The organism is Pseudomonas lurida (genome assembly GCF_002563895.1).
Lineage (GTDB): Bacteria > Pseudomonadota > Gammaproteobacteria > Pseudomonadales > Pseudomonadaceae > Aquipseudomonas > Aquipseudomonas lurida.
In genome coordinates this window covers 995,300-1,015,655 of sequence record NZ_PDJB01000001.1, presented here as the reverse complement: position 1 = coordinate 1,015,655, position 20,356 = coordinate 995,300, and the positions used below count along the sequence as shown (strand labels likewise).

The window sequence follows — 20,356 nt, the reverse complement described above, 5'->3', positions numbered from 1 at the left end:
TAAGCCATGCAGCCCGATTCGTCCGGGCAACGCTGATCAAATGTGGGAGCTGGCTTGCCGGCCCCCACAAGGTCCGCGACGGTCTCAGGTGATGGGCGCCGGGTTGAACAAGGTGATGTCGTTATGCAGTTTATGGTGCTCCGCCCACGTCTGCTTCTTGCCGCTCGCCACATCCAGGTAAAAGTGAAACAACTCCCAGCCGAGCTCCTCGATGGTCGCGCGCCCGGTGGCAATGCGCCCGGCGTCGATATCGATCAGGTCCGGCCAGCGCTGCGCCAGTTCCGTTCGGGTCGAAACCTTCACCACCGGCGCCATTGCCAGCCCGTAAGGCGTGCCGCGCCCGGTGGTGAACACATGCAGGTTCATCCCCGCCGCCAGTTGCAGGGTACCGCACACAAAGTCACTGGCGGGTGTGGCACAAAAGATCAGGCCCTTGCGCTTGAAGCGCTCGCCAGGCCCCAGCACCCCATTGATCGCACTGCTGCCGGACTTGACGATAGAGCCCAGGGACTTCTCGACGATATTCGACAAGCCACCCTTCTTGTTACCCGGCGTGGTGTTGGCACTGCGGTCCGCTTCACCCTTGGCCAGGTAGCGGTCGTACCAGTCCATTTCCCGGACCAGCTCCTGGGCAACGGCCTCGCTTTCAGCGCGAGACGTCAGCAGGTATATCGCATCGCGAACTTCCGTTACTTCGGAAAACATCACCGTCGCCCCGGCCCGCAGCAACAAATCCGAGGCATACCCCAGCGCGGGGTTGGCGGTGATGCCGGAAAACGCATCACTGCCACCACACTGCATGCCCAGGATCAACTCGGACGCCGGCACGGTTTCGCGTCGGCGCTGGTCGAGCTTCTTCAAGCGCGTCTCGGCCAGCGCCATGATCTGCTCGATCATTTCAGTAAAGCCGTGGCTGGAATCCTGCAACCGATACAGCCACGGCTCACTCAGGTCGACCGAGCTGTCGTTGTCGTGCATCACCTGCCCGGCCTGCAATTTCTCGCAGCCCAGGCTGATCACCAGGGCCTCGCCCCCCAGGTTCGGGTTGCGCGCCAGGTTGCGCACGGTGCGAATCGGGATGTAGGCATCCGTCGCAGTGATCGCCACGCCGCAGCCGTAGCTGTGGGTCAGCGCTACCACGTCGTCGACATGCGGGTACTTGGGCAGCAATTCGTCCTTGATGCGCTTGACCGCGTGGTCGAGCACGCCCGTGACGCACTGCACCGTGGTGGTGATACCGAGGATATTGCGCGTGCCCACGGTGCCGTCGGCGTTGCGATAGCCCTCGAAGGTAAAGCCTTCCAGCGGTGCCTGGGTGTCAGGCACCTCGGTGGACAGCGGCAAGCTGTCCAGCGGCGGCGCGGTGGGCATGCGCAGTTGATCTTCCTGCACCCAACTGCCGCGTGGAATCGGCGCCAGGGCGTAACCGATGGTCTGGCCGTAGCGAATGATCTGACCGCCTTCAGGGATATCTTCCAGGGTCACCTTGTGGCTCTGCGGGATGAAATCCACGGTCACCAGGCCGTCCGGGAACTCGGTCCCGGCCGGTACGCCCTGGTCATTGACCACGATCACCACGTTGTCGCGCTCGTGCAGACGAATCGAGCGCGGTGAGTCGGCATGTTCAATCAACTGCATCACACGGCCCCTCAGGAATGCGCTTCGGTTAGGTTGGTCAACTCAGGTCCCTTGGTGGGCGGCTCTTTGAGTACTACACGTTTGATCGGGCCAACGATGACCAGGTAGCTGAACACCGCCACCAGCGCATTGGCGCCGACGAACACCAAGGCCCACTTGAACGAACCGGTGGTGCTGATGATGTAGCCGATGACGATCGGCGTAGTGATCGATGCGAGGTTACCGAAGGTGTTGAACAAGCCGCCACTGAGGCCGGCGATTTGTTTCGGCGACGTGTCGGACACCACCGCCCACCCCAGTGCGCCAACGCCTTTACCGAAGAAGGCCAGGGCCATGAAGCCCACCACCATCCATTCGATATCCACATAGTTGCAGGCCACGATGCTGCTGGAGATCAACAGGCCACCAATGATCGGCGCCTTGCGTGCAAAGGTCAGGGAGTGGCCCTTGCGCAGCAGGTAATCGGAAATCACCCCGCCGAGCACGCCGCCGATAAACCCGCAGATCGCCGGCAACGACGCAATGAAACCCGCCTTGAGGATGGTCATGCCCCGGTCCTGCACCAGGTACACCGGGAACCAGGTGAGAAAGAAGTAGGTGATGCCATTGATGCAGTACTGGCCCAGGTAAACGCCGAGCATCATGCGGTTGGTCAACAACTGGCGGATGTAGTCCCACTTCGGACCGTCGGTTTTCTTGCCCTTGCCTTTGTCCTGGTCCATATCGACCATCGCACCATTGGCGGCGATATGGTTGAACTCGGCCTCGTTGATCATCGGATGCTGGCGCGGACTGTGGATGACTTTCAACCAGATCAGCGAGAAGAGGATACCGATCACGCCCATCACGATAAACACGTGCTGCCAGCCGAAGCTGTAGACGATCCAGCCCATCAACGGTGCAAACAACACGGTGGCGAAGTATTGCGCCGAGTTGAAGATCGCCGACGCCGTACCGCGTTCTGCGGTCGGGAACCAGGCGGCCACGATCCGTGCGTTACCGGGAAAGGACGGCGCTTCGGCCAGGCCCACCATGAAGCGCAGCATGAACAGCGCAACAACCGCGGTAGAGACGCCAAACTCACCGACGTAGCCTTGCAGCACGGTAAACAGTGACCACGTGAAGATGCTCAGGGCATAGACTTTTTTCGAACCGAACCGGTCCAGCAGCCAGCCGCCGGGAATTTGCCCGGCCACGTAGGCCCAACCGAAAGCAGAGAAGATGTAACCCAGGGTGACCGCGTCGATGCCGAGGTCTTTTTGCAGGCTGGAGCCCGCGATGGCGATGGTGGCCCGGTCGGCGTAGTTGATCGTGGTCACCAGGAACAGCATGAGCAGGATCAAATAGCGGACGTGGGTCGGCTTGGTCGCTTGCATGTAGAAGTACTCCCACTAATTATTTTTTTTGCGGGTAATTGCCTAGTTGTCGATGAGGACCGCTTTTAGGTGGGAGCCGGGCGTGCCCGCGATACAGGCAACTCGGTGTGTCAGGCACACACCGATGATGCTATCGCAGGCACGCCAGCCACCAACAAGCAGGCGCCTCGGGTACTGCGTATTACGAACCGATGTAGCTGGTCTTCACCACGGTGTAGAACTCTTGCGCATAGCGACCTTGCTCGCGTGAACCGTAGGAGGAGCCCTTACGGCCACCGAATGGAACGTGATAGTCCACGCCGGCAGTCGGCAGGTTGACCATCACCATCCCGGCCTGGGAATGGCGCTTGAAGTGGTTGGCGTACTTGAGCGACGTAGTGGCAATGCCCGCCGACAGGCCAAACTCAGTGTCGTTGGCCATCGCCAGCGCCGCCTCGTAGTCCGCCACGCGCACGACGTTGGCGACCGGGCCGAAGATCTCTTCACGGCTGATACGCATGGCGGCTTCGCTGTCGGCAAACAGCGTCGGTGCCAGGTAGTAGCCTTCGGTGTCACAGGTGACCAGGCCGCCACCGCTGACCAGTCGCGCACCTTCGCTCTGGCCGATGTCGATGTACTTGAGGTCCTGGTCCAACTGGGCCTGGGAAACCACCGGGCCGATGTCAGTGCCGCTTTTGAGGGCGTGGCCGACCTTGATCGACTTCATGCGCTCAGCCATCGCCGCAACGAACTGGTCGTGGATACCGGCGGTGACGATCAGGCGGCTGGACGCCGTGCAACGCTGGCCGGTGGAGTAGAACGCGCTCTGTACCGACAGCTCGACGGCCTGCTTGAGGTCCGCGTCGTCGAGGATGATCTGCGGGTTCTTGCCGCCCATTTCCAACTGGACCTTGGCCTGGCGCGACACGCAACTGACGGCGATCTGACGACCGACACCGACAGAGCCGGTAAAACTGATGCCATCGACCTTCGGGCTGTTGACCAGCACATCACCCACGACGCGGCCGCTGCCCATCACCAGGTTGAACACACCGGCAGGGAAACCGGCGCGAGAAATGATTTCGGCCAGGGCCCAGGCACAGCCCGGTACCAACTCGGCAGGCTTGATCACCACGCAGTTACCGTAGGCAAGGGCTGGGGCGATCTTCCAGGCGGGGATGGCGATCGGGAAGTTCCACGGCGTGATCAGGCCAACCACACCCAGGGCTTCACGCGTGACTTCAACGTTAACGCCAGGGCGTACCGACGGCACGTAGTCACCGGACAAGCGCAGGCATTCACCGGCGAAGAACTTGAAGATATTGCCAGCGCGGGTCACTTCGCCAATGGCTTCGGGCAAGGTCTTGCCCTCTTCACGGGCCAGCAAGGTGCCGAGTTCTTCGCGGCGCGCGAGGATTTCGCTGCCGACTTTGTCCAGGGAGTCGTGTCGAGCCTGGATGCCAGAAGTGGACCAGGCCGGAAATGCCGCACGGGCAGCGTCGATGGCGGTGTTGACCTGGGCAACATCAGCCTTGGCGTATTCACCGATGACATCGGACAACTCCGACGGGTTGAGGTTGACGCAGTAATCGGCACCGGCCACCCATTGGCCGTTGATGTAGTTGTCAAAACGTTGGGCTTGGGACACAAATCTTCTCCTGACGCAAAAGGCCGCTGATCACTCAGCGGCCTTGTAGATGGGTTATTGCGCGCCTTGCTTGTCGATCAGCGCGGCCAGTGCTTCATATTCTTCTGGCAGCAGGTCGGTCAGCGGCGTACGCACCGGGCCGGCGTCATAGCCTGCGATTTTTGCACCGGCCTTGACGATGCTCACCGCATAGCCGGCCTTGCGGTTACGGATGTCCAGGTACGGCAGGAAGAAGTCGTCGATGATCTTGGCGACGGTGGCGTGATCGTCCTTGGCAATCGCGTGGTAGAAGTCCATCGCGGTTTTCGGGATGAAGTTGAACACCGCCGAGGAGTACACCGGCACGCCCAGGGCCTTGTAGGCAGCGGCGTAAACCTCTGCAGTCGGCAGGCCGCCGAGGTAGCTGAAACGATCACCCAGGCGACGGCGGATCGAGACCATCAACTCAATGTCACCCAGGCCATCCTTGTAGCCAATCAGGTTCGGGCAGCGCTCGGCCAGGCGTTCCAGCAGCGGCGCGGTCAGGCGGCAGACGTTGCGGTTGTACACCACCACGCCGATCTTGACCGATTTGCACACCGCCTCAACGTGGGCGGCGACGCCGTCCTGGCTGGCTTCGGTGAGGTAGTGCGGCAGCAGCAGCAGGCCCTTGGCACCGAGGCGCTCGGCTTCCTGGGCGTACTCGATGGCCTGGCGGGTCGAACCGCCGACACCGGCAAGGATCGGCACGCTGGTGGCGCAGGTATCAACAGCGGTTTTCACCACCTGGGAGTATTCGCTGGCGGCGAGGGAGAAAAACTCACCGGTACCACCGGCAGCGAACAGGGCAGTGGCGCCGTAAGGGGCGAGCCATTCCAGACGCTTGATGTAGCCCGCCTGGTGGAAGTCACCCTGGGCGTTGAAATCGGTCACCGGAAAAGACAGCAGACCGTGGGAGAGGATGGACTTCAGTTCTTGTGGATTCATTATTCGAACACCCTGGGCGAAGACTTTCTGTCGAAAGGTTGTTGTTGGTTTTGGTGATGTCGTACGTCATCGTACAACCATAAAAAGATTCGTCAACAGCAATTCATCAGACTTCATCCTCCGCCGAGTTGAAGCGTGAGTTCTTGACGTAGGAAGTTTTTCCTCTATGCTCGCATTAACTGTATATACATACAGTTATTACGGAAGATTCCTACGACATAGCAAGGAGCTAACATGTCAGGTCTAGAACTCGCGGCACCCGAAAAGAACCCGCCCACCCTGCGTTTCGAAGGGGGTGAACACACCGCCATTGGCGACGACACGCTGTTGCGTTTCGTCAAGGACGCCCCGGCGATCCCCGCACGCCAAGTCGAACTGCACCTGCCCAACGGACTGGCGCTGACGTATGGCCAAGTGATCGCACTGGGCGGCGACTTCTACGGCATCCCAGGCCAGCCCATCAGCGACGGTGCCTCGCCTGCGGAACGCGTGCAACGCTTTAACGCCGCCTTCAACAGCCTGGCGGTGCTGCCCGCTTCGCGGGAAGAAGCGCACAAGATCCTCGCGGTGATGCAAAAGGAGATCAATGCGGTCAAGCAGGCGATCAAGGACGGCAAGCAAGCCCATGAGGCTTATGACGCGCTGGGCGATTCGTTGTCTGAAGAGTGGAACCGCATCACCGGAGGAGGCAGCGCCGTTTCGGCACTGATTCCATTGGGACGCTACCTGAAATTGGCGGCGGACAATGCCGACCACTTCGGCGAATGGGCACTGTCGGCCTACCTTGCCGGCCATACGGCGGCGTTGCAGCAGGCAGTGGTGGCGCATCAAACAGGTACCGACCAGGCACTGGAACTGGCGTATGCCATGAACAGTTTTGCTGATCACTTCTTGACCGACCTGTTCTCCGCCGGCCACCTGCGCGTACCGCGCAAGCAGTTGGCTGCAGTCGTGACACCCGGCGAATTGGGCTCGCTGATCAGCCGTTTCATGCACGACGAAGACAGCAAGTTCGGGCTCAAGGTACGCAATGCCCACGGAGACCAATGGCATGCCTATGGGGATAAACGCTACTTCGACGCCATCGACGCGGACAACCGGGAGCAGGTCAAACGTGCGGTGCAAGCCTCGGCGGATGAGATCTTCGACACCTTTATCAAGGGTGTTGCCCCCTCCCCGGCCGAATTCCAGGCGCCCCTGTATGTGCCGGATCTGAATGCCGCGCAAAACCCGGCAAATAATTTCTCGCCGCTGTTCAAGATGGAGGGAAACAAAGTGTTGCGCCGCAAGGACGTGAATAACTTGAACGACAAGCAATGGACCAATGATTGGTGGGGATGGAGTACGTATTTGCTGCTCAAGGATTACAAACCGAATACTCCTACGTGAGGAATACCGTTTATCGAAACTGTGATTTCTAACAGTTTCATACAGCGCCGCTGCGGTGGATAAGGTGGCTCAGGAGCCAGGAATCTGAACCCTGGGTTGACCTACCACCGCAATGGCATCGGAGCGCTCATCATGGAAAATCCAGTCCCTGGCCTCACTATCACTGTCACTGGCCCCTTTGACCAAGCGGAGATCAGCCTGTCCACGTTCACAGGCCCTTTGGTGGTCTTCATTCCAGAAGACGCTCGCCTCTTTCCAGAGGGGACGGTGTACGCGATTCTGGGCGCTGATCCGGAAGAGCCTGCCTGGTCGGGGGACAAGATCAGCGCAGGTGAATGTCCGGAGGATGCGCAAGACTATCAACAGCTTCCGAACCTGACAGTGGAGGTTCCCAAATCAGCCTTGGAGCGATTTGCAGACCAGACCACACTGCTGCGCTATCAAACCATCGGTGAATCCAGCGTACCGCTGAGCTCTGCGCCGATTTCGCTGACCATCACCAGATAGCTCACCCGCGCTGCGCTTGCGCCTCTTCATGGGCATGGCGCAGCCGTTCCCGGCTGTTGGTCAAATGCAACCGCATGGCCGCCCGCGCCGCATCCGAATCCTGGCGGGCAATCGCCTCATAGATCTCTTCATGCTCACGACTCAGGCGCCCCATGTAGTGCTGCTGGTCATCATGGGCCAGCCGCGCCGAATTGAGGCGGGTACGCGGGATGATGCTGGTGCCCAGGTGGGTCATGATGTCGGTGAAGTAGCGGTTGCCGGTGGACAGGGCAATTTCCAAGTGGAACGCGAAGTCTGAGGCCACAGCATCGCCGGCATGGGCGGCACTTTCATTCAAGGCATCGAGTGCCGCACGCATGGCGGCCAACTGTTCGTCACTACGACGTAACGCCGCGAGGCCTGCCGACTCCACTTCCAGGCTGATCCGCAGTTCCAGAATCGCCAGTACATCACGCAGGGTCACCACCGTGGCCGGGTCGATGCGAAAGCCACTCGGGCTCGGTGTGTCCAGCACGAAGGTACCGATACCGTGACGGGTTTCGACCTGCCCCGCTGCCTGCAAGCGTGAGATCGCCTCGCGCACCACGGTGCGGCTGACCCCATGGGCGTCCATGATCGCCGACTCGGTGGGCAGTTTGTCGCCACGCTTGAGTTGGCCGTCGCGGATCTGCTCGGACAACACCGTGACCAATTCCTGGGCAAGGCTACGGCGCTTGCGGGGAAGACGAGGGGCGGTGTTGGCGTTTTCCATGATGAATCATCTTTCTCGGTGAGCTTGAGCACGCATCATAGCCCATGGTGGTTGTACGATCACCGTCTGGCCGCGACTTTCATCCTTATCGTGCGCGCAAAAAAATGCCCCGACGCAGGTCGAGGCATTTTTTCAGCTAACCCCAAGGGGACAGCTCGCTACTTCACGACTTTCAGGCTCGGCCGGCCACTCGGGCGCGGTGGCTCGGAATCCGGTGGCGGCAGATCATCGCCCTCTTCGGTCTCGATCGATTCGTCATCCTCGAAAGGTGATTCCAGATCGAACACCATGCCTTGGCCGTTCTCCCGGGCGTAAATGCCGAGGATGGCGCCAATGGGCACGTACAGCGTATGCGGCACACCGCCGAAACGCCCTTCGAAGCTTACCGCTTCATTGTCCATGTGCAGGTGGCGCACGGCGCTGGGTGATACGTTCAGCACAATCTGCCCGTCGCTGGCAAAACCCTGCGGTACCTGAACCGCAGGAAATTCGGAATTGACCAGCATGTGCGGGGTGCAATCGTTGTCCACAATCCACTCATAGAGCGCGCGGACCAGGTAGGGTCGACTGGAGTTCATCAGCGGCTCCTTAAGCCTTAGCGCATATCGCGTTCGACGCCAGACAGACTCGCCTGGAAAGCCTCACGCGCAAACTGGCGCTCCATGTAATCAAGCAGCGGCTTGGCCGGCCGCGGCAGTTCAATACCGAGAATCGGCAAACGCCAGAGTATCGGTAATAGGCAGCAATCCACCAAACTTTGTTCCTCACTGAGGAAAAAAGGTTTATCGGCGAACAACGGCGAAACGCCGGTCAGGCTCTCGCGCAATTCCTTACGCGCCTGTACACGTGCCGCTTCTTTGCTGCGGGTATCCAGAATCACATCCACCAAGCCGCACCAGTCACGCTGGATCCGATGGATCAGCAGCCGGCTGTTGGCACGCGCCACCGGGTACACCGGCAGCAAGGGTGGATGCGGATAACGCTCATCCAGGTATTCCATCACGACGGTCGACTCCCACAACGCCAGGTCACGATCGACCAGGGTGGGCAAGCTGCCGTAAGGGTTCACTTCGATCAGTTTGGGTGGATGACGACCTGCTTCCACACTGATGATCTCGGCGCTGACACCCTTCTCTGCGAGCACGATACGTACTCGGTGGGAATAGTGGTCGGCGGGGTCGGAGTAACAGGCCAACCGGTTGGTCACGCCCATGGCGGTCCTCCTCGCTTGTTGAAATTATCGAAAGCTCAAAAACGAGCGCGCCCAGAGAGCATCCCTGTAACGCCTGGTACAACCAGACCGCTACGTATTCAGAGATGCCGCTGGGCGCGCAAGATTAACAGCAATTGCTTACGGTTGGATCAATGCACATCCTTCCAGTATTCGCGTTTGAGCAGATAGGCGAATACGAAGAAGAAGGCCAGGTACAGCAACACATACGTACCGATGCGCTGATGCTGCAGTTTGACCGGGTTGGCCGAGTAGGCCAGGAAGGTCACCAGGTTCTTGACCTTCTCGTCGAACTGTTCGTCTGTCAACGAACCTGGGGTTTCTATCTTCAGTTGATCGCACGCTTCATGAGTCAAAGGTGTGCCGGTCAACGGATCGTATTGCTTCTTGCCGTCTTCAACGACCTGAATCTGCTTGCATCCTACCACTTGCTTGCCTTGCAGGCCGACCAGAACGTTAGGCATGCCGACGTTCGGGAACACGCGGTTGTTCACGCCGTAAGGGCGCGCCGGGTCTTCGTAGAAGGATTTCAGGTAGCCGTAGAGCCAGTCGGTACCGCGCACACGCGCCACCAGGGTCAGGTCAGGCGGTGCTGCGCCGAACCAGGTCTTGGCGTCTGCAGGCTTCATGCCGATGGTCATGTGATCGCCGATCTTGGCACCGGTGAACACCAGCTTCTCGAGCATCATTTCATGGGGGATACCGAGGTCATCGGCCACGCGCTCGTAACGCTGGAACTTGGCGCTGTGGCAGCCCATGCAGTAGTTGGCGAACGTACGCGCGCCGTCTTGCATGGCCGCCTTGTCAGACACGTCGATATCGACTTTTTCCAGCTCCGGGCCGCCGTGTTCGGCAGCGAAGGACAGGAGCGGCAGGGCCGCAAGCATCAAAGCAACGAATAACTTTTTCATCAGCCAGTCACCCTTTCCGGAACCGGTTTGGTCTTCTCGAGCCGGGTGTAGAACGGCATCAGAATGAAGTAGGCGAAGTACAGGAAGGTGCAGACCTGCGACAGCAACGTACGCTCAGGGGTCGGCGCCAACACGCCCAGTACACCCAGGATCACGAACGCAATGCAGAACACCCATAGCCAGATCTTGCTCAGCCAACCCTTGTAGCGCATGGACCTGACCGGACTGCGGTCGAGCCAAGGCAGCACGAACAGCACCGCGATGGCCGCGCCCATGGCGATCACGCCCATGAGTTTGTCGGGGATCGCGCGCAAGATCGCGTAGAACGGCGTGAAGTACCAGACCGGTGCAATGTGCTCAGGCGTCTTGAAGGCGTTGGCCTGTTCAAAGTTAGGCTTCTCCAGGAAATAACCGCCCATCTCCGGGAAAAAGAACACGATCGAGCAGAACACGAACAGGAACACCACTACGCCGACAATGTCCTTCACGGTGTAGTAAGGGTGGAACGGAATACCATCCAGCGGGATGCCGTTTTCGTCCTTGTGCTTCTTGATGTCCACGCCATCCGGGTTGTTGGAACCGACTTCGTGCAGCGCCAGGATGTGCAACACCACAAGGCCCAGGATCACAATTGGCAAGGCCACCACGTGCAAGGCGAAGAAGCGGTTCAGGGTGATGCCCGAGATCAGGTAGTCACCACGGATCCACTGGGTCAGGTCGTTGCCAATCACTGGGATCGCACCGAACAGCGAGATGATCACCTGGGCGCCCCAGTACGACATCTGGCCCCACGGCAGCAGGTAGCCCATGAAGGCTTCGGCCATCAGCGCCAGGTAGATCAGCATGCCGAAGACCCACACCAGCTCACGGGGCTTCTGGTACGAACCGTAGAGCAGGCCACGGAACATGTGCAGGTAGACGACGATGAAGAACGCCGAAGCGCCGGTAGAGTGCAACAGGCGCAGGATCGAGCCGTACTCGACGTCGCGCATGATGTACTCGACGGAGGCGAATGCCTCTTCCGCCGACGGGGTGTAGCTCATCGTCAGCCAGACGCCGGTGACGATCTGGTTGACCAGCACCAGCAGTGCCAGGGAACCGAAGAAGTAGAAGAAGTTGAAGTTTTTTGGCGCGTAATATTTGCTGAGATGGTCTTCCCACATTTTAGTGGCGGGGAAGCGCGCATCCACCCAATCCATGAACTTGCTCATCACGCGTTCTCCTTATCGAGGCCAATGACAATGAGGTCGTCAGTTTCGTAGGTATGCGGAGGCACGGGCAGGTTCAAGGGCGCAGGCTGGGACTTGTAGACGCGGCCAGCGAGGTCGTAATGGGAGCCGTGGCAGGGGCAGAAATAACCACCGACCCAGTCCTTGCCCAGGTCGACTGGGGCCACTTCCGGGCGGAAGGTTGGCGAGCATCCGAGGTGGGTACAGAGACCGACCAGCAGCAGGATCTCTGGCTTGATCGAACGCACTTCGTTCTTGGCGTAGGCGGGTTGGTCGGAATTCTCGGATTTTGGGTCAGATAACTGGCCTTCGATCTTCTTCAGATTCCCCAGGATTTCCTCGGTACGACGAACAATGAACACCGGCTGGCCGCGCCACTCAGCAATCATCTGCTGTCCTGGCTCGATCTTGCTGATATTCACCTTCACCGGTGCACCTGCGGCTTTCGCCTTGGCACTGGGAAACCATGACCCCACGAACGGGACCGCAGCCCCCACCGCTCCTGCAGCACCCACCACGGATGTGGCTGCTACCAAGAAGCGACGCCGGCCTGCATTCACGCCGTCATTGCTCATTCAGTCCTCTCCCATCAGCTTTTTGGCCTGTTAAATCAGGCGTCTACTAAGTATTAAATCTGAACTTATAAAAATTTTGCCGAATGGTAATGAAAAGCCCCACGTATGACAAGGGAATTGCCCGGGGCTCCGCCTCCAGGCCTTGTAGTATAGGGGGTCTACGGATGTGGCAAGTTGTCACGGCGATTTTTATGCATAAATCGCAGGCAATAAAAAACGCCCAGCTCCGTGAGGAGGCTGGGCGTTTTTGTGGAACGTAAAGCGAATTAACGCTTCGAGTACTGCGGACGCTTACGCGCTTTACGCAGACCGACTTTCTTACGTTCAACTTCACGGGCATCGCGAGTCACGAAGCCAGCTTTGCGCAGAGCGCCACGCAGGGTTTCGTCGTACTGCATCAGAGCGCGAGTGATACCGTGGCGGATTGCGCCAGCTTGACCACTTACACCGCCACCGATAACGGTGACGTAGATGTCGAACTTTTCAACAGTCTCGGTCAGTTCCAGCGGCTGACGAACTACCATGCGGGCAGTTTCGCGGCCGAAGAAGTTGTCCAGGGAGCGGTTGTTGATCGAGATGTTGCCAGTGCCCGGACGCAGGAAAACGCGTGCGGTTGCGGTTTTGCGACGGCCAGTGCCGTAATTTTGAGTCGCCGACATAATGAACTATTCCGTTAAAACTTCAGTTCTTGGGGCTGCTGAGCAGCATGAGGGTGTACAGCGCCCGCATAGACTTTCAGCTTGCGAAACATATCGCGACCCAGTGGGCCCTTAGGCAGCATGCCTTTGACCGCGATTTCGATCGGGGCTTCAGGCTTCTTGGCAATCAGGCCTTCGAAGTTGGAAGACTTGATACCGCCTGGGAAACCGGAGTGACGGTAGTACATTTTGTCGCTTGCTTTGTTGCCGGTTACACGAACCTGCTCAGCGTTGATGATCACGATGTAGTCACCGGTGTCAACGTGAGGGGTGTACTCAGGCTTGTGCTTGCCACGCAGACGGCTGGCGACTTCAGTGGCCAGACGACCCAGGGTCTGACCAGCGGCGTCGACGACAAACCAGTCGCGCTGAACTGTTTCCGGTTTTGCAGTAAAAGTTGTCATTCTTTAATAGCCTCAGGGGCCGCCCTGTAAATTAGACGGCGGATCTTACTGAATAGTGCGTACTTTGACAAGTCAAAGGCAGCCGGATACAGACGCTATCGGGGGCTCGGGTCGGCGCGTCCGTTCAACGGCAAGATTCTTCGGCAGGCGGCGCATCACTTCCACTGCAGAAAGAGGTGGGCAATTATGCAGATTGCGAAAAAAAATTCAACCTGCTTTTATGATTGTTTTCCCCGAAGGAGTACCCGATGGATTATCGACAGCTGGGCCGTACGGATCTGAACGTGAGCGCGATAGCCCTGGGCACCATGACCTGGGGCGAGCAGAACAGCGAGGCAGAGGCCTTCGCACAGATCGAGCGGGCCAAGGCCGCGGGGATCAACTTCCTCGACACGGCCGAAATGTACCCGGTGCCGCCCAAGGCCGACACCTATGCCACCACCGAGCGCTACATCGGTAATTACTTCAAGAGCCGTGGCGACCGCGCCGACTGGATCCTCGCCAGCAAGATCGCCGGCCCCGGCAACACCATCGATTACATCCGCGATGGCCACCTGCGCCACAACCGCAAACACATCGTCGACGCCCTGGACGCCAGCCTCAAGCGCCTGCAGACCGACTGGATCGACCTCTACCAATTGCACTGGCCGGAACGCAGCACCAACTTCTTCGGCCAACTGAGCTACAAGCACAAGGACGAAGACGACCTCACGCCACTGGAAGAAACCCTCGAAGCGCTGGACGAGCAGGTCAAGGCCGGCAAGATCCGCCACATCGGCCTGTCCAACGAAACTCCGTGGGGCACCATGAAATTCCTGGCCCTGGCCGAAGCCCGTGGCTGGACCCGTGCGGTGTCGATCCAGAACCCCTACAACCTGCTCAACCGCAGCTTTGAAGTGGGCCTGGCGGAAGTCGCGATTCGCGAACAGTGCGGCCTGCTGGCCTATTCGCCCCTGGCGTTCGGCATGCTCAGCGGCAAGTATGAAAACGGTGCGCGCCCGGCCAAGGCCCGCCTGACGGAATACAGCCGCTTCAGCCGCTATTTCAACCCGCAGTCGGAAGCGGCGTGCAGCCGTTACGTCGCATTGGCACGGGAGCATGGCCTGGACCCGGCGCAGATGGCGCTGGCGTTTGTGACGCAACAACCGTTCGTGACCAGCAACATCATTGGCGCCACCAGCCTGGAGCAACTGGACAGCAACATTGCCAGCGCCGACCTGACACTGTCGAAGGACGTATTGGAAGGGATTGAGGCAATTCAGAAGGATCATCCGAACCCAGCGCCTTGATTGATCCTTAAGCCGCCTTCGCGGGCAAGCCCGCTTCCACACTTTGACTTGTGAATACATTCAAATGTGGGAGCGGGCTTACCCGCGAAGAGGCCTTCAGCAACACCAAAGGTCAAAGCGCCCGCGCAATGATCTCCTTCATGATCTCGTTGGTCCCCGCATAGATCCGCTGCACCCGCGCATCCGCCCACGCCCGTGCGATCGGGTACTCCCACATGAAGCCGTAGCCACCGTGCAACTGCACGCACTCATCGAGCACCTTGCATTGCAGGTCCGTGGCCCAGTACTTGGCCATCGCCGCCGTGGGCACATCCAGCTTGCCCTCCAGGTGCAACGCCAGGCACTTGTCGACGAACACACGGCCGATCTGAATCTCGGTGGCCATCTCAGCCAGTTTGAAGCGCGTGTTCTGGAAGTCGGCAATCGCCTTGCCGAACGCCTTGCGCTCGCGGGTGTATTCCAGGGTCCATTGCAACGCCGCCTCGGCTGACGACAGCGCGCCGATCGCCACCGTCAGGCGCTCCTGAGGCAACTCCTGCATCAAGTAGGCGAAGCCCATGCCTGCCTGGCCCAGCAGGTTTTCCTTGGGCACCCGCACATCCTGGAAGAACAGCTCAGAGGTGTCCTGGGCCTTCATGCCCACCTTCTCCAGGCGCTTGCCCTTGTCGAAGCCCGGCGTATCGGCTTCCACCAGGAACAGGCTGGTGCCTTTGGCGCCGGCCTTGGGATCGGTCTTGGCGACGACGATCACCAGTTCGGCAAGGTAGCCATTGGTGATAAAGGTCTTGGAGCCGTTGATCACGTAGTCATCGCCGTCCAGCACGGCGGTGGTCTTGACGCCTTGCAGGTCGGAACCGGCACCCGGCTCGGTCATGGCAATGGCCGTGACCATTTCGCCGGAGATCAATTTGGGCAGGTATTTGTGCTTCAGCGCCTCACTGCCGTAATGCAGGATGTACGGCGCAACAATGTCCGAGTGCAGGGAAAACCCGATGCCGGTCAGGCCCATCCGGCCGATCTCTTCGATCACTACCGCGCTGTATAGAAAGTCCGCGCCCAGCCCGCCATATTCCTCCGGCAGGTGGGAGCACAGCATGCCCGCCTCCCCTGCCTTGCTCCACACACTGCGGTCGATGTAGCCCTGTTTCTCCCATTGCCCATGGAACGGCGCCGCATGTTTTTCGAGGAAGGTGCGCACGCTCTCACGGAAGAGTTCGTGTTCCGGGCTGAACAAGGTTCTGGGAATCATGGGTCACCTGCGTGGATTGTCGGACAAAGACGGACCCACAGAGACTATGCCGCGAAGGCATCACGGGACACTGGACACATGCGACAAAAAATAAGACGATCCAGCCGTCTGGTGACCACTTTCCCCTATAAGAATAAATGAAATTATGTCTAACCAAATCTCCACGCCGTTGCGGCGCGTCAGCATTTTGGCCATTGATCGGGTATTCGCTTCAACCCTCATGCAAGCCAAGGATTTCTTCCACCTCGCCAGCCTGCGTTACGGCAAACAGCAAGGCCTGGGCCTGACCCCCGCGTTTGAAACGCGCCTGGTCAGCCCCGACGGGCAATCGGTACGCAGCTTCAGTGATGTGATCATGCCAGTGGACGGCGGCCTGGAAGACGCCGACATCATCGTGCTGCCGGCCTTCTGGGATGACTTCGACGCCCTGTGCACACGCTACCCGCAGGTGCTGCCATGGTTGCGCGAACAACACGCACGCGGTGCGGTGCTGTGCGGTGAAGCCACCGGGGTGTTCTGGCTGGCCGAAGCCGGCCTGCTCGATGGCAAGGAGGCGACCACCTACTGGCGCTTCTTCAACGCGTTCAGCGAACGCTTCCCCAAGGTTCAGCTCAACCAGGACAAGCACCTCACCGACGCCGACAACCTGTATTGCGCGGGCGGCACCACCTCGGCGTGCGACCTGTACATCTACCTGATCGAGCGCTTCTGCGGCGCCAATATCGCCCAGGCCGTGGCCCGCGACATCCTCTACGAAGTGCAGCGCAGCTATTCGCCGGGCCGCATTGGGTTTGGCGGGCAAAAACTGCATCAGGACGTGATCATCCTGCAGATCCAGCACTGGCTCGAAGAACACTTCGCCGACAAATTCCGCTTCGAAGACGTCGCCCGGGAACACGGCATGAGCATCCGCAACTTCATGCGCCGCTTCCAGACCGCCACCGGTGACAAGCCGCTGCATTACCTGCAGCGGCTGCGTATCGAGACCGCCAAGGGCCTGCTCTCGGGCAGCCGCAAGAGCATCAAGACCATCAGTTACGAGGTGGGTTACGACGATGCGAGTTTCTTTGCGCGACTGTTCAGGCAGCACACCGAGTTGTCGCCGAACCAGTATCGCCAGCAGTTCCAGCAGGCCGCATGACCCCGGTTGAACACGGCCCACTGTTGGCGCTGGCTTGCCTGCGATAGCGGTGTATCAGCGAATACATCGGCTGTTGACCCACCGCCATCGCGGGCAAGCCCGGCTCCCACATTGATCTTCAGTGCTGTGGAATCCATCGATAAAAAAAGGCCCGCATCACTGCGGGCCTTTTCATTTCAAGTACATCACTTCAAGGCTTGTGCCCGCGCGACAGGAACTCGTGGGACTGCATTTCCAGCAAGCGGCTCAGGGTGCGCTGGAATTCGAAGTTCAGGCGACCGCCGGTATACAGGTCCTTGAGCTCGACTTCCGCCGAGATGATCAGCTTGACGTTACGGTCGTAGAACTCGTCGACCATGTTGATGAAACGTCGCGCGATGTCGTCGGTGGTGACGCTCATCTGCTCCACGCCGCTCAGGATCACCGCGTGGAAGATCTTGCCCAGTTCGATGTAGTCGTTCTGGCTACGCGGGCCATCGCACAGCTGGCGGAACTCGAACCAGGCCACGTCATCGCAGGTACGCAGCGCGATGATTTCGCGGTTCTCGATCATCAGCTTGTCGTTTTCCACTGCCTGGGTGCATTCCGGCGTGAGCGCGCGGAAGCTCTTTTTCAGGCTCTCGTGGGCCGCTTCGTTCAGCGGGAAGTGGAACAGCTCCGCTTGCTCCAGGTGACGCAGGCGGTAGTCGACGCCGCTGTCGACGTTGACGATCTCGGTGTTCTGCTTGATCAGCGCGATGGCCGGCAGGAAGCGCGCGCGTTGCAGGCCGTCCTTGTACAAGCCGTCGGGCACGATGTTCGAGGTGGCAACCAGGGTCACGCCGTTCTTGAACAGCTCTTCCATCAGGGTGCCGAGGATCATGGCATCGGTGATGTCGGAGACGAAGAACTCATCGAAGCAGATCACCCGCGCTTCTTCGGAGAAGCGCTTGGCAATGATGGTCAGCGGGTTTTTCTCGCCCGGCAGGGTCTTCATCTCTTCGTGCACGCGCTTCATGAAGCGGTGGAAGTGCGTCCGTACCTTCTCCTTGAACGGCAGCGCCTCGAAGAACGTGTCGACCAGGTAGGTCTTGCCACGGCCTACGCCGCCCCAGAAGTACAGGCCTTTGACCGGCGTGTGGTCCTTTTTGCCAAACAGCTTGCTGAACATCCCTGGCTTGTTCTGCGAGGCCGCGATCAGGTCGTCGTACAGGCGCTGCAAATGACGCACCGCATTTTCCTGGGCCGCGTCATGGAAGAATTCAGGGCGTTTCAGATCAGCTTGATATCGTTCTAGGGGCGTCATAATTTCGTTAGCAAGGCAACAAAAACGGGCCGTCACTGTAACGACGGCCCTGGATAATGGCAATCAACCCTTGGTCGGGTTAATCCTCGATGGGGGTCAACGCGACGCGCAGAGCGGCGATGGCAGCATCACGGGACGCTTCGTCGGCGAACTCGGCACTGTCAGCGACAGCGGCGCCGTCCAGCCAAACGCTGAAGCCCAGGGCCTCGGTGCGCAGGTCCAGCGCGTCGCCGTTTTGCAGTTGCTTGGTCACCGCGCCCGCCGCCTTGCCATCGGCAAAGTTGCGCGACAACAGCAGTTGCTCGCCATCGGCCGCCAGCAGGCGGAAGCGGAAGCTGCCGTCGTCTTCGCGGAAACTGACGAAGCGCGCGGCTTTCGCGGCTTTCTTCTTGGTCGCCACCGGCGCTGCAGCCTGGTTGACGAACGAACGCAGGCCCACCGCCTCACGCAGCTCAGCCAGGAACGGCGCCGCCACGGCACGGGCCTTCTTGGCACCGATCAGCAGCAGGTCTTCCATGTCGGAAGGGCGCGACATCAATTGGTGGTAGCGCTCACGGGCTTCGCCCAGTTGGCCATCCAGCAGTTGGAACAGACGGTTCTTCGCCTCGCCCCAGCCCAGCCCTTGCAGCAGCTCGGCACGGAATTCTGCTTCCTGGTCCTTGGTGGCAAACGCCTGGTACAGGGTGAACAGGTGCGAATTGTCCGGGTCCTTGGCCTCGCCGGGCGCGCGGGAGTCGGTGACGATCCGCGAGATCGCGTCCTTCATGTCCTTGGCGCTGGTGAACAGCGGGATGGTGTTGTCGTAGCTCTTCGACATCTTGCGGCCATCCAGGCCCGGCAAGGTGGCGACGCTTTCTTCGATCAACGCCTCGGGCATGGTGAAGAATTCTTTACCGTTGCCAAACAGATGGTTGAAGCGCTGGCCAATGTCGCGGGCCATTTCCACGTGCTGGATCTGGTCGCGGCCCACCGGCACCTTGTGCGCGTTGAACATCAGGATGTCCGCCGCCATCAGCACCGGGTAGCTGTACAGGCCCATGCTGATGCCCGCATCCGGGTCTTCGCCGGCTTCCACGTTCTTGTCCACCGACGCCTTGTAGGCATGGGCGCGGTTGAGCAGGCCCTTGGCGGCAACGCAGGTCAGCAGCCAGGTCAGCTCGGGGATTTCCGGGATGTCCGACTGGCGATAGAACGTCACCCGGTTCACATCCAGGCCACCGGCCAGCCAGGTCGCGGCGATTTCCATGCGCGAGCGCTGGATGCGCTGCGGGTCATCGCATTTGATCAGGGCGTGGTAGTCGGCCAGGAAGTAGAAGGAATCGGCATTGGCGTCCTGGCTGGCGATGATCGCCGGGCGGATCGCACCGGCGTAGTTGCCCAGGTGCGGCGTGCCGGTGGTGGTGATGCCGGTGAGGATACGGGTACGAGTCGTCATGGGTAATCGCTTATCAGACTGCTATCAATTCGAGAGGCGCGGCAGTACCAGATCCTTGAGATCGGTCAGCTTGCCGTGAAAAAAGTGTCCGCATTCTGCCACTTTCAGCAGCTCATGGGGGCGTTTCAGGGCGGCGGACCAGTCATAGACCACTTGCGGGTCGACCACTTCGTCGGTTTCCGGCTGGATCAGGGTCAGCGGGCAGCCGTGTGGCAACGTGTCGGTATCGCGCAGGCGCATCACCGCAGCGGCGACCATGAACAGATGCGAGAGTTTTTCCCCCTTGGCTTCCAGGCGGCCGCCGAGGCTGGCGGCCACGTAGCCGCCGAAGGAAAAGCCGAGCAAGGTGATCGGCAGCCCGGGGTGTTTTTCCCGCAGCCAGGTGGCGGCCGCTTCGGCATCGTCCACTTCACCGGTGGCCATGTCATGGGTGCCGGCGCTGGCACCGACGCCGCGGTAATTGAAACGTAAAGTAATCAAACCGGCATCACGGGCGGTGCGTTGCAGGGTCGACACAACTTTATTGAGCATGGTCCCACCCTGCACCGGGTTGGGGTGGCAGATCAGCGCCAGGCCACGTGGCTCGGGGTGATCCAGGTACAGGGCTTCCAATTGGCCTACCGGGCCATCGATCAAAACGGGGGTTTCACGCATG

Annotated in this window: 20 protein-coding genes; 4 read left to right on the top strand and 16 right to left on the bottom strand. The window is 59.8% G+C overall.

The window, feature by feature from the left end:
• Positions 1–84: 84 nt before the first annotated feature.
• The 4 genes from garD to kdgD all read right to left on the bottom strand — a co-directional run bounded on the left by garD (position 85) and on the right by kdgD (position 5,607).
• The gene (garD, locus tag ATH90_RS04530) at positions 85–1,638 is read right to left on the bottom strand and encodes a galactarate dehydratase (protein WP_034102174.1); all 1,554 of its coding nucleotides are present in this window, start codon (positions 1,636–1,638) and stop codon (positions 85–87) included.
• An 11-nt stretch (positions 1,639–1,649) separates the two neighbouring features.
• Positions 1,650–3,014: an MFS transporter gene (locus tag ATH90_RS04525; RefSeq protein ID WP_034102173.1), complete on the bottom strand. Its 1,365-nt coding sequence runs from the start codon at positions 3,012–3,014 to the stop codon at positions 1,650–1,652.
• 181 nt (positions 3,015–3,195) lie between these two features.
• Positions 3,196–4,641: an aldehyde dehydrogenase family protein gene (locus ATH90_RS04520; protein ID WP_034102172.1), complete on the bottom strand. Its 1,446-nt coding sequence runs from the start codon at positions 4,639–4,641 to the stop codon at positions 3,196–3,198.
• A gap of 54 nt (positions 4,642–4,695) precedes the next feature.
• Complete coding sequence (gene kdgD, locus ATH90_RS04515; protein ID WP_034102171.1) at positions 4,696–5,607, bottom strand: 5-dehydro-4-deoxyglucarate dehydratase; 912 nt, start codon at positions 5,605–5,607, stop codon at positions 4,696–4,698.
• Between the two features lie 234 nt (positions 5,608–5,841).
• Here kdgD and ATH90_RS04510 point away from each other — a divergent pair, with 234 nt between their 5' ends.
• Positions 5,842–6,996 carry a phospholipase gene (locus ATH90_RS04510; protein ID WP_098465784.1) on the top strand — a complete coding sequence of 385 codons (1,155 nt, stop codon included), beginning with the start codon at positions 5,842–5,844 and terminating at the stop codon, positions 6,994–6,996.
• 132 nt (positions 6,997–7,128) lie between these two features.
• Positions 7,129–7,503 (top strand): hypothetical protein, encoded by a 375-nt coding sequence (locus ATH90_RS04505; RefSeq protein WP_141537460.1) that lies wholly within the window; start codon positions 7,129–7,131, stop codon positions 7,501–7,503.
• 1 nt (position 7,504) lies between these two features.
• On the opposite strand, the gene ATH90_RS04500 is transcribed toward ATH90_RS04505, so the two are convergent.
• From ATH90_RS04500 to rplM, 8 genes are all read right to left on the bottom strand, one after another.
• Positions 7,505–8,254 carry a FadR/GntR family transcriptional regulator gene (locus tag ATH90_RS04500; protein ID WP_034102166.1) on the bottom strand — a complete coding sequence of 250 codons (750 nt, stop codon included), beginning with the start codon at positions 8,252–8,254 and terminating at the stop codon, positions 7,505–7,507.
• A 158-nt stretch (positions 8,255–8,412) separates the two neighbouring features.
• On the bottom strand, positions 8,413–8,832 hold the full coding sequence (locus ATH90_RS04495; protein WP_025856284.1) for a ClpXP protease specificity-enhancing factor: 420 nt from the start codon (positions 8,830–8,832) through the stop codon (positions 8,413–8,415).
• A 17-nt stretch (positions 8,833–8,849) separates the two neighbouring features.
• Complete coding sequence (locus tag ATH90_RS04490) at positions 8,850–9,467, bottom strand: glutathione S-transferase N-terminal domain-containing protein (RefSeq protein WP_024073431.1); 618 nt, start codon at positions 9,465–9,467, stop codon at positions 8,850–8,852.
• Between the two features lie 149 nt (positions 9,468–9,616).
• Positions 9,617–10,396, bottom strand: coding sequence for a cytochrome c1 (locus tag ATH90_RS04485; protein ID WP_034102164.1), 780 nt, complete (start codon positions 10,394–10,396; stop codon positions 9,617–9,619).
• Entirely contained in the window at positions 10,396–11,607 is a 1,212-nt protein-coding gene (locus ATH90_RS04480; RefSeq protein WP_034102162.1) for a cytochrome b, read from the bottom strand. Before ATH90_RS04480 ends, ATH90_RS04485 begins: the two co-directional genes overlap by 1 nt.
• A complete protein-coding gene (petA, locus tag ATH90_RS04475; RefSeq protein WP_034102161.1) occupies positions 11,607–12,200 on the bottom strand; it encodes a ubiquinol-cytochrome c reductase iron-sulfur subunit in 594 nt (197 codons plus the stop codon). The genes ATH90_RS04480 and petA overlap by 1 nt, the downstream gene beginning before the upstream one ends.
• A 266-nt stretch (positions 12,201–12,466) precedes the next feature.
• Positions 12,467–12,859 (bottom strand): 30S ribosomal protein S9, encoded by a 393-nt coding sequence (gene rpsI / locus ATH90_RS04470; RefSeq protein ID WP_002555064.1) that lies wholly within the window; start codon positions 12,857–12,859, stop codon positions 12,467–12,469.
• Positions 12,860–12,873: 14 nt separating this feature from the next.
• Positions 12,874–13,302, bottom strand: coding sequence for a 50S ribosomal protein L13 (gene rplM, locus ATH90_RS04465; protein WP_003188508.1), 429 nt, complete (start codon positions 13,300–13,302; stop codon positions 12,874–12,876).
• 248 nt (positions 13,303–13,550) lie between these two features.
• Between rplM and ATH90_RS04460 the strand changes: the two genes are divergently transcribed.
• The gene (locus ATH90_RS04460; RefSeq protein WP_098465782.1) at positions 13,551–14,591 is read left to right on the top strand and encodes an NADP(H)-dependent aldo-keto reductase; all 1,041 of its coding nucleotides are present in this window, start codon (positions 13,551–13,553) and stop codon (positions 14,589–14,591) included.
• Positions 14,592–14,703: 112 nt separating this feature from the next.
• Here the strand turns inward: ATH90_RS04460 and ATH90_RS04455 are convergent, their stop codons facing one another.
• The gene (locus ATH90_RS04455) at positions 14,704–15,840 is read right to left on the bottom strand and encodes an acyl-CoA dehydrogenase family protein (protein WP_034102157.1); all 1,137 of its coding nucleotides are present in this window, start codon (positions 15,838–15,840) and stop codon (positions 14,704–14,706) included.
• A 220-nt stretch (positions 15,841–16,060) separates the two neighbouring features.
• On the opposite strand from ATH90_RS04455, the gene ATH90_RS04450 reads away from it, so the two are divergent.
• On the top strand, positions 16,061–16,981 hold the full coding sequence (locus tag ATH90_RS04450) for a GlxA family transcriptional regulator (protein ID WP_174555873.1): 921 nt from the start codon (positions 16,061–16,063) through the stop codon (positions 16,979–16,981).
• A gap of 190 nt (positions 16,982–17,171) precedes the next feature.
• Here ATH90_RS04450 and zapE read toward each other — a convergent pair whose 3' ends face one another.
• The 3 genes from zapE to ATH90_RS04435 form a co-directional block, all read right to left on the bottom strand.
• Entirely contained in the window at positions 17,172–18,266 is a 1,095-nt protein-coding gene (gene zapE, locus ATH90_RS04445; RefSeq protein WP_034102154.1) for a cell division protein ZapE, read from the bottom strand.
• A 79-nt stretch (positions 18,267–18,345) separates the two neighbouring features.
• Positions 18,346–19,701 (bottom strand): tryptophan--tRNA ligase, encoded by a 1,356-nt coding sequence (locus ATH90_RS04440; protein ID WP_098465781.1) that lies wholly within the window; start codon positions 19,699–19,701, stop codon positions 18,346–18,348.
• Between the two features lie 24 nt (positions 19,702–19,725).
• Entirely contained in the window at positions 19,726–20,355 is a 630-nt protein-coding gene (locus ATH90_RS04435; RefSeq protein ID WP_098465780.1) for an alpha/beta hydrolase, read from the bottom strand.
• Between the last annotated feature and the right edge of the window lies 1 nt (position 20,356).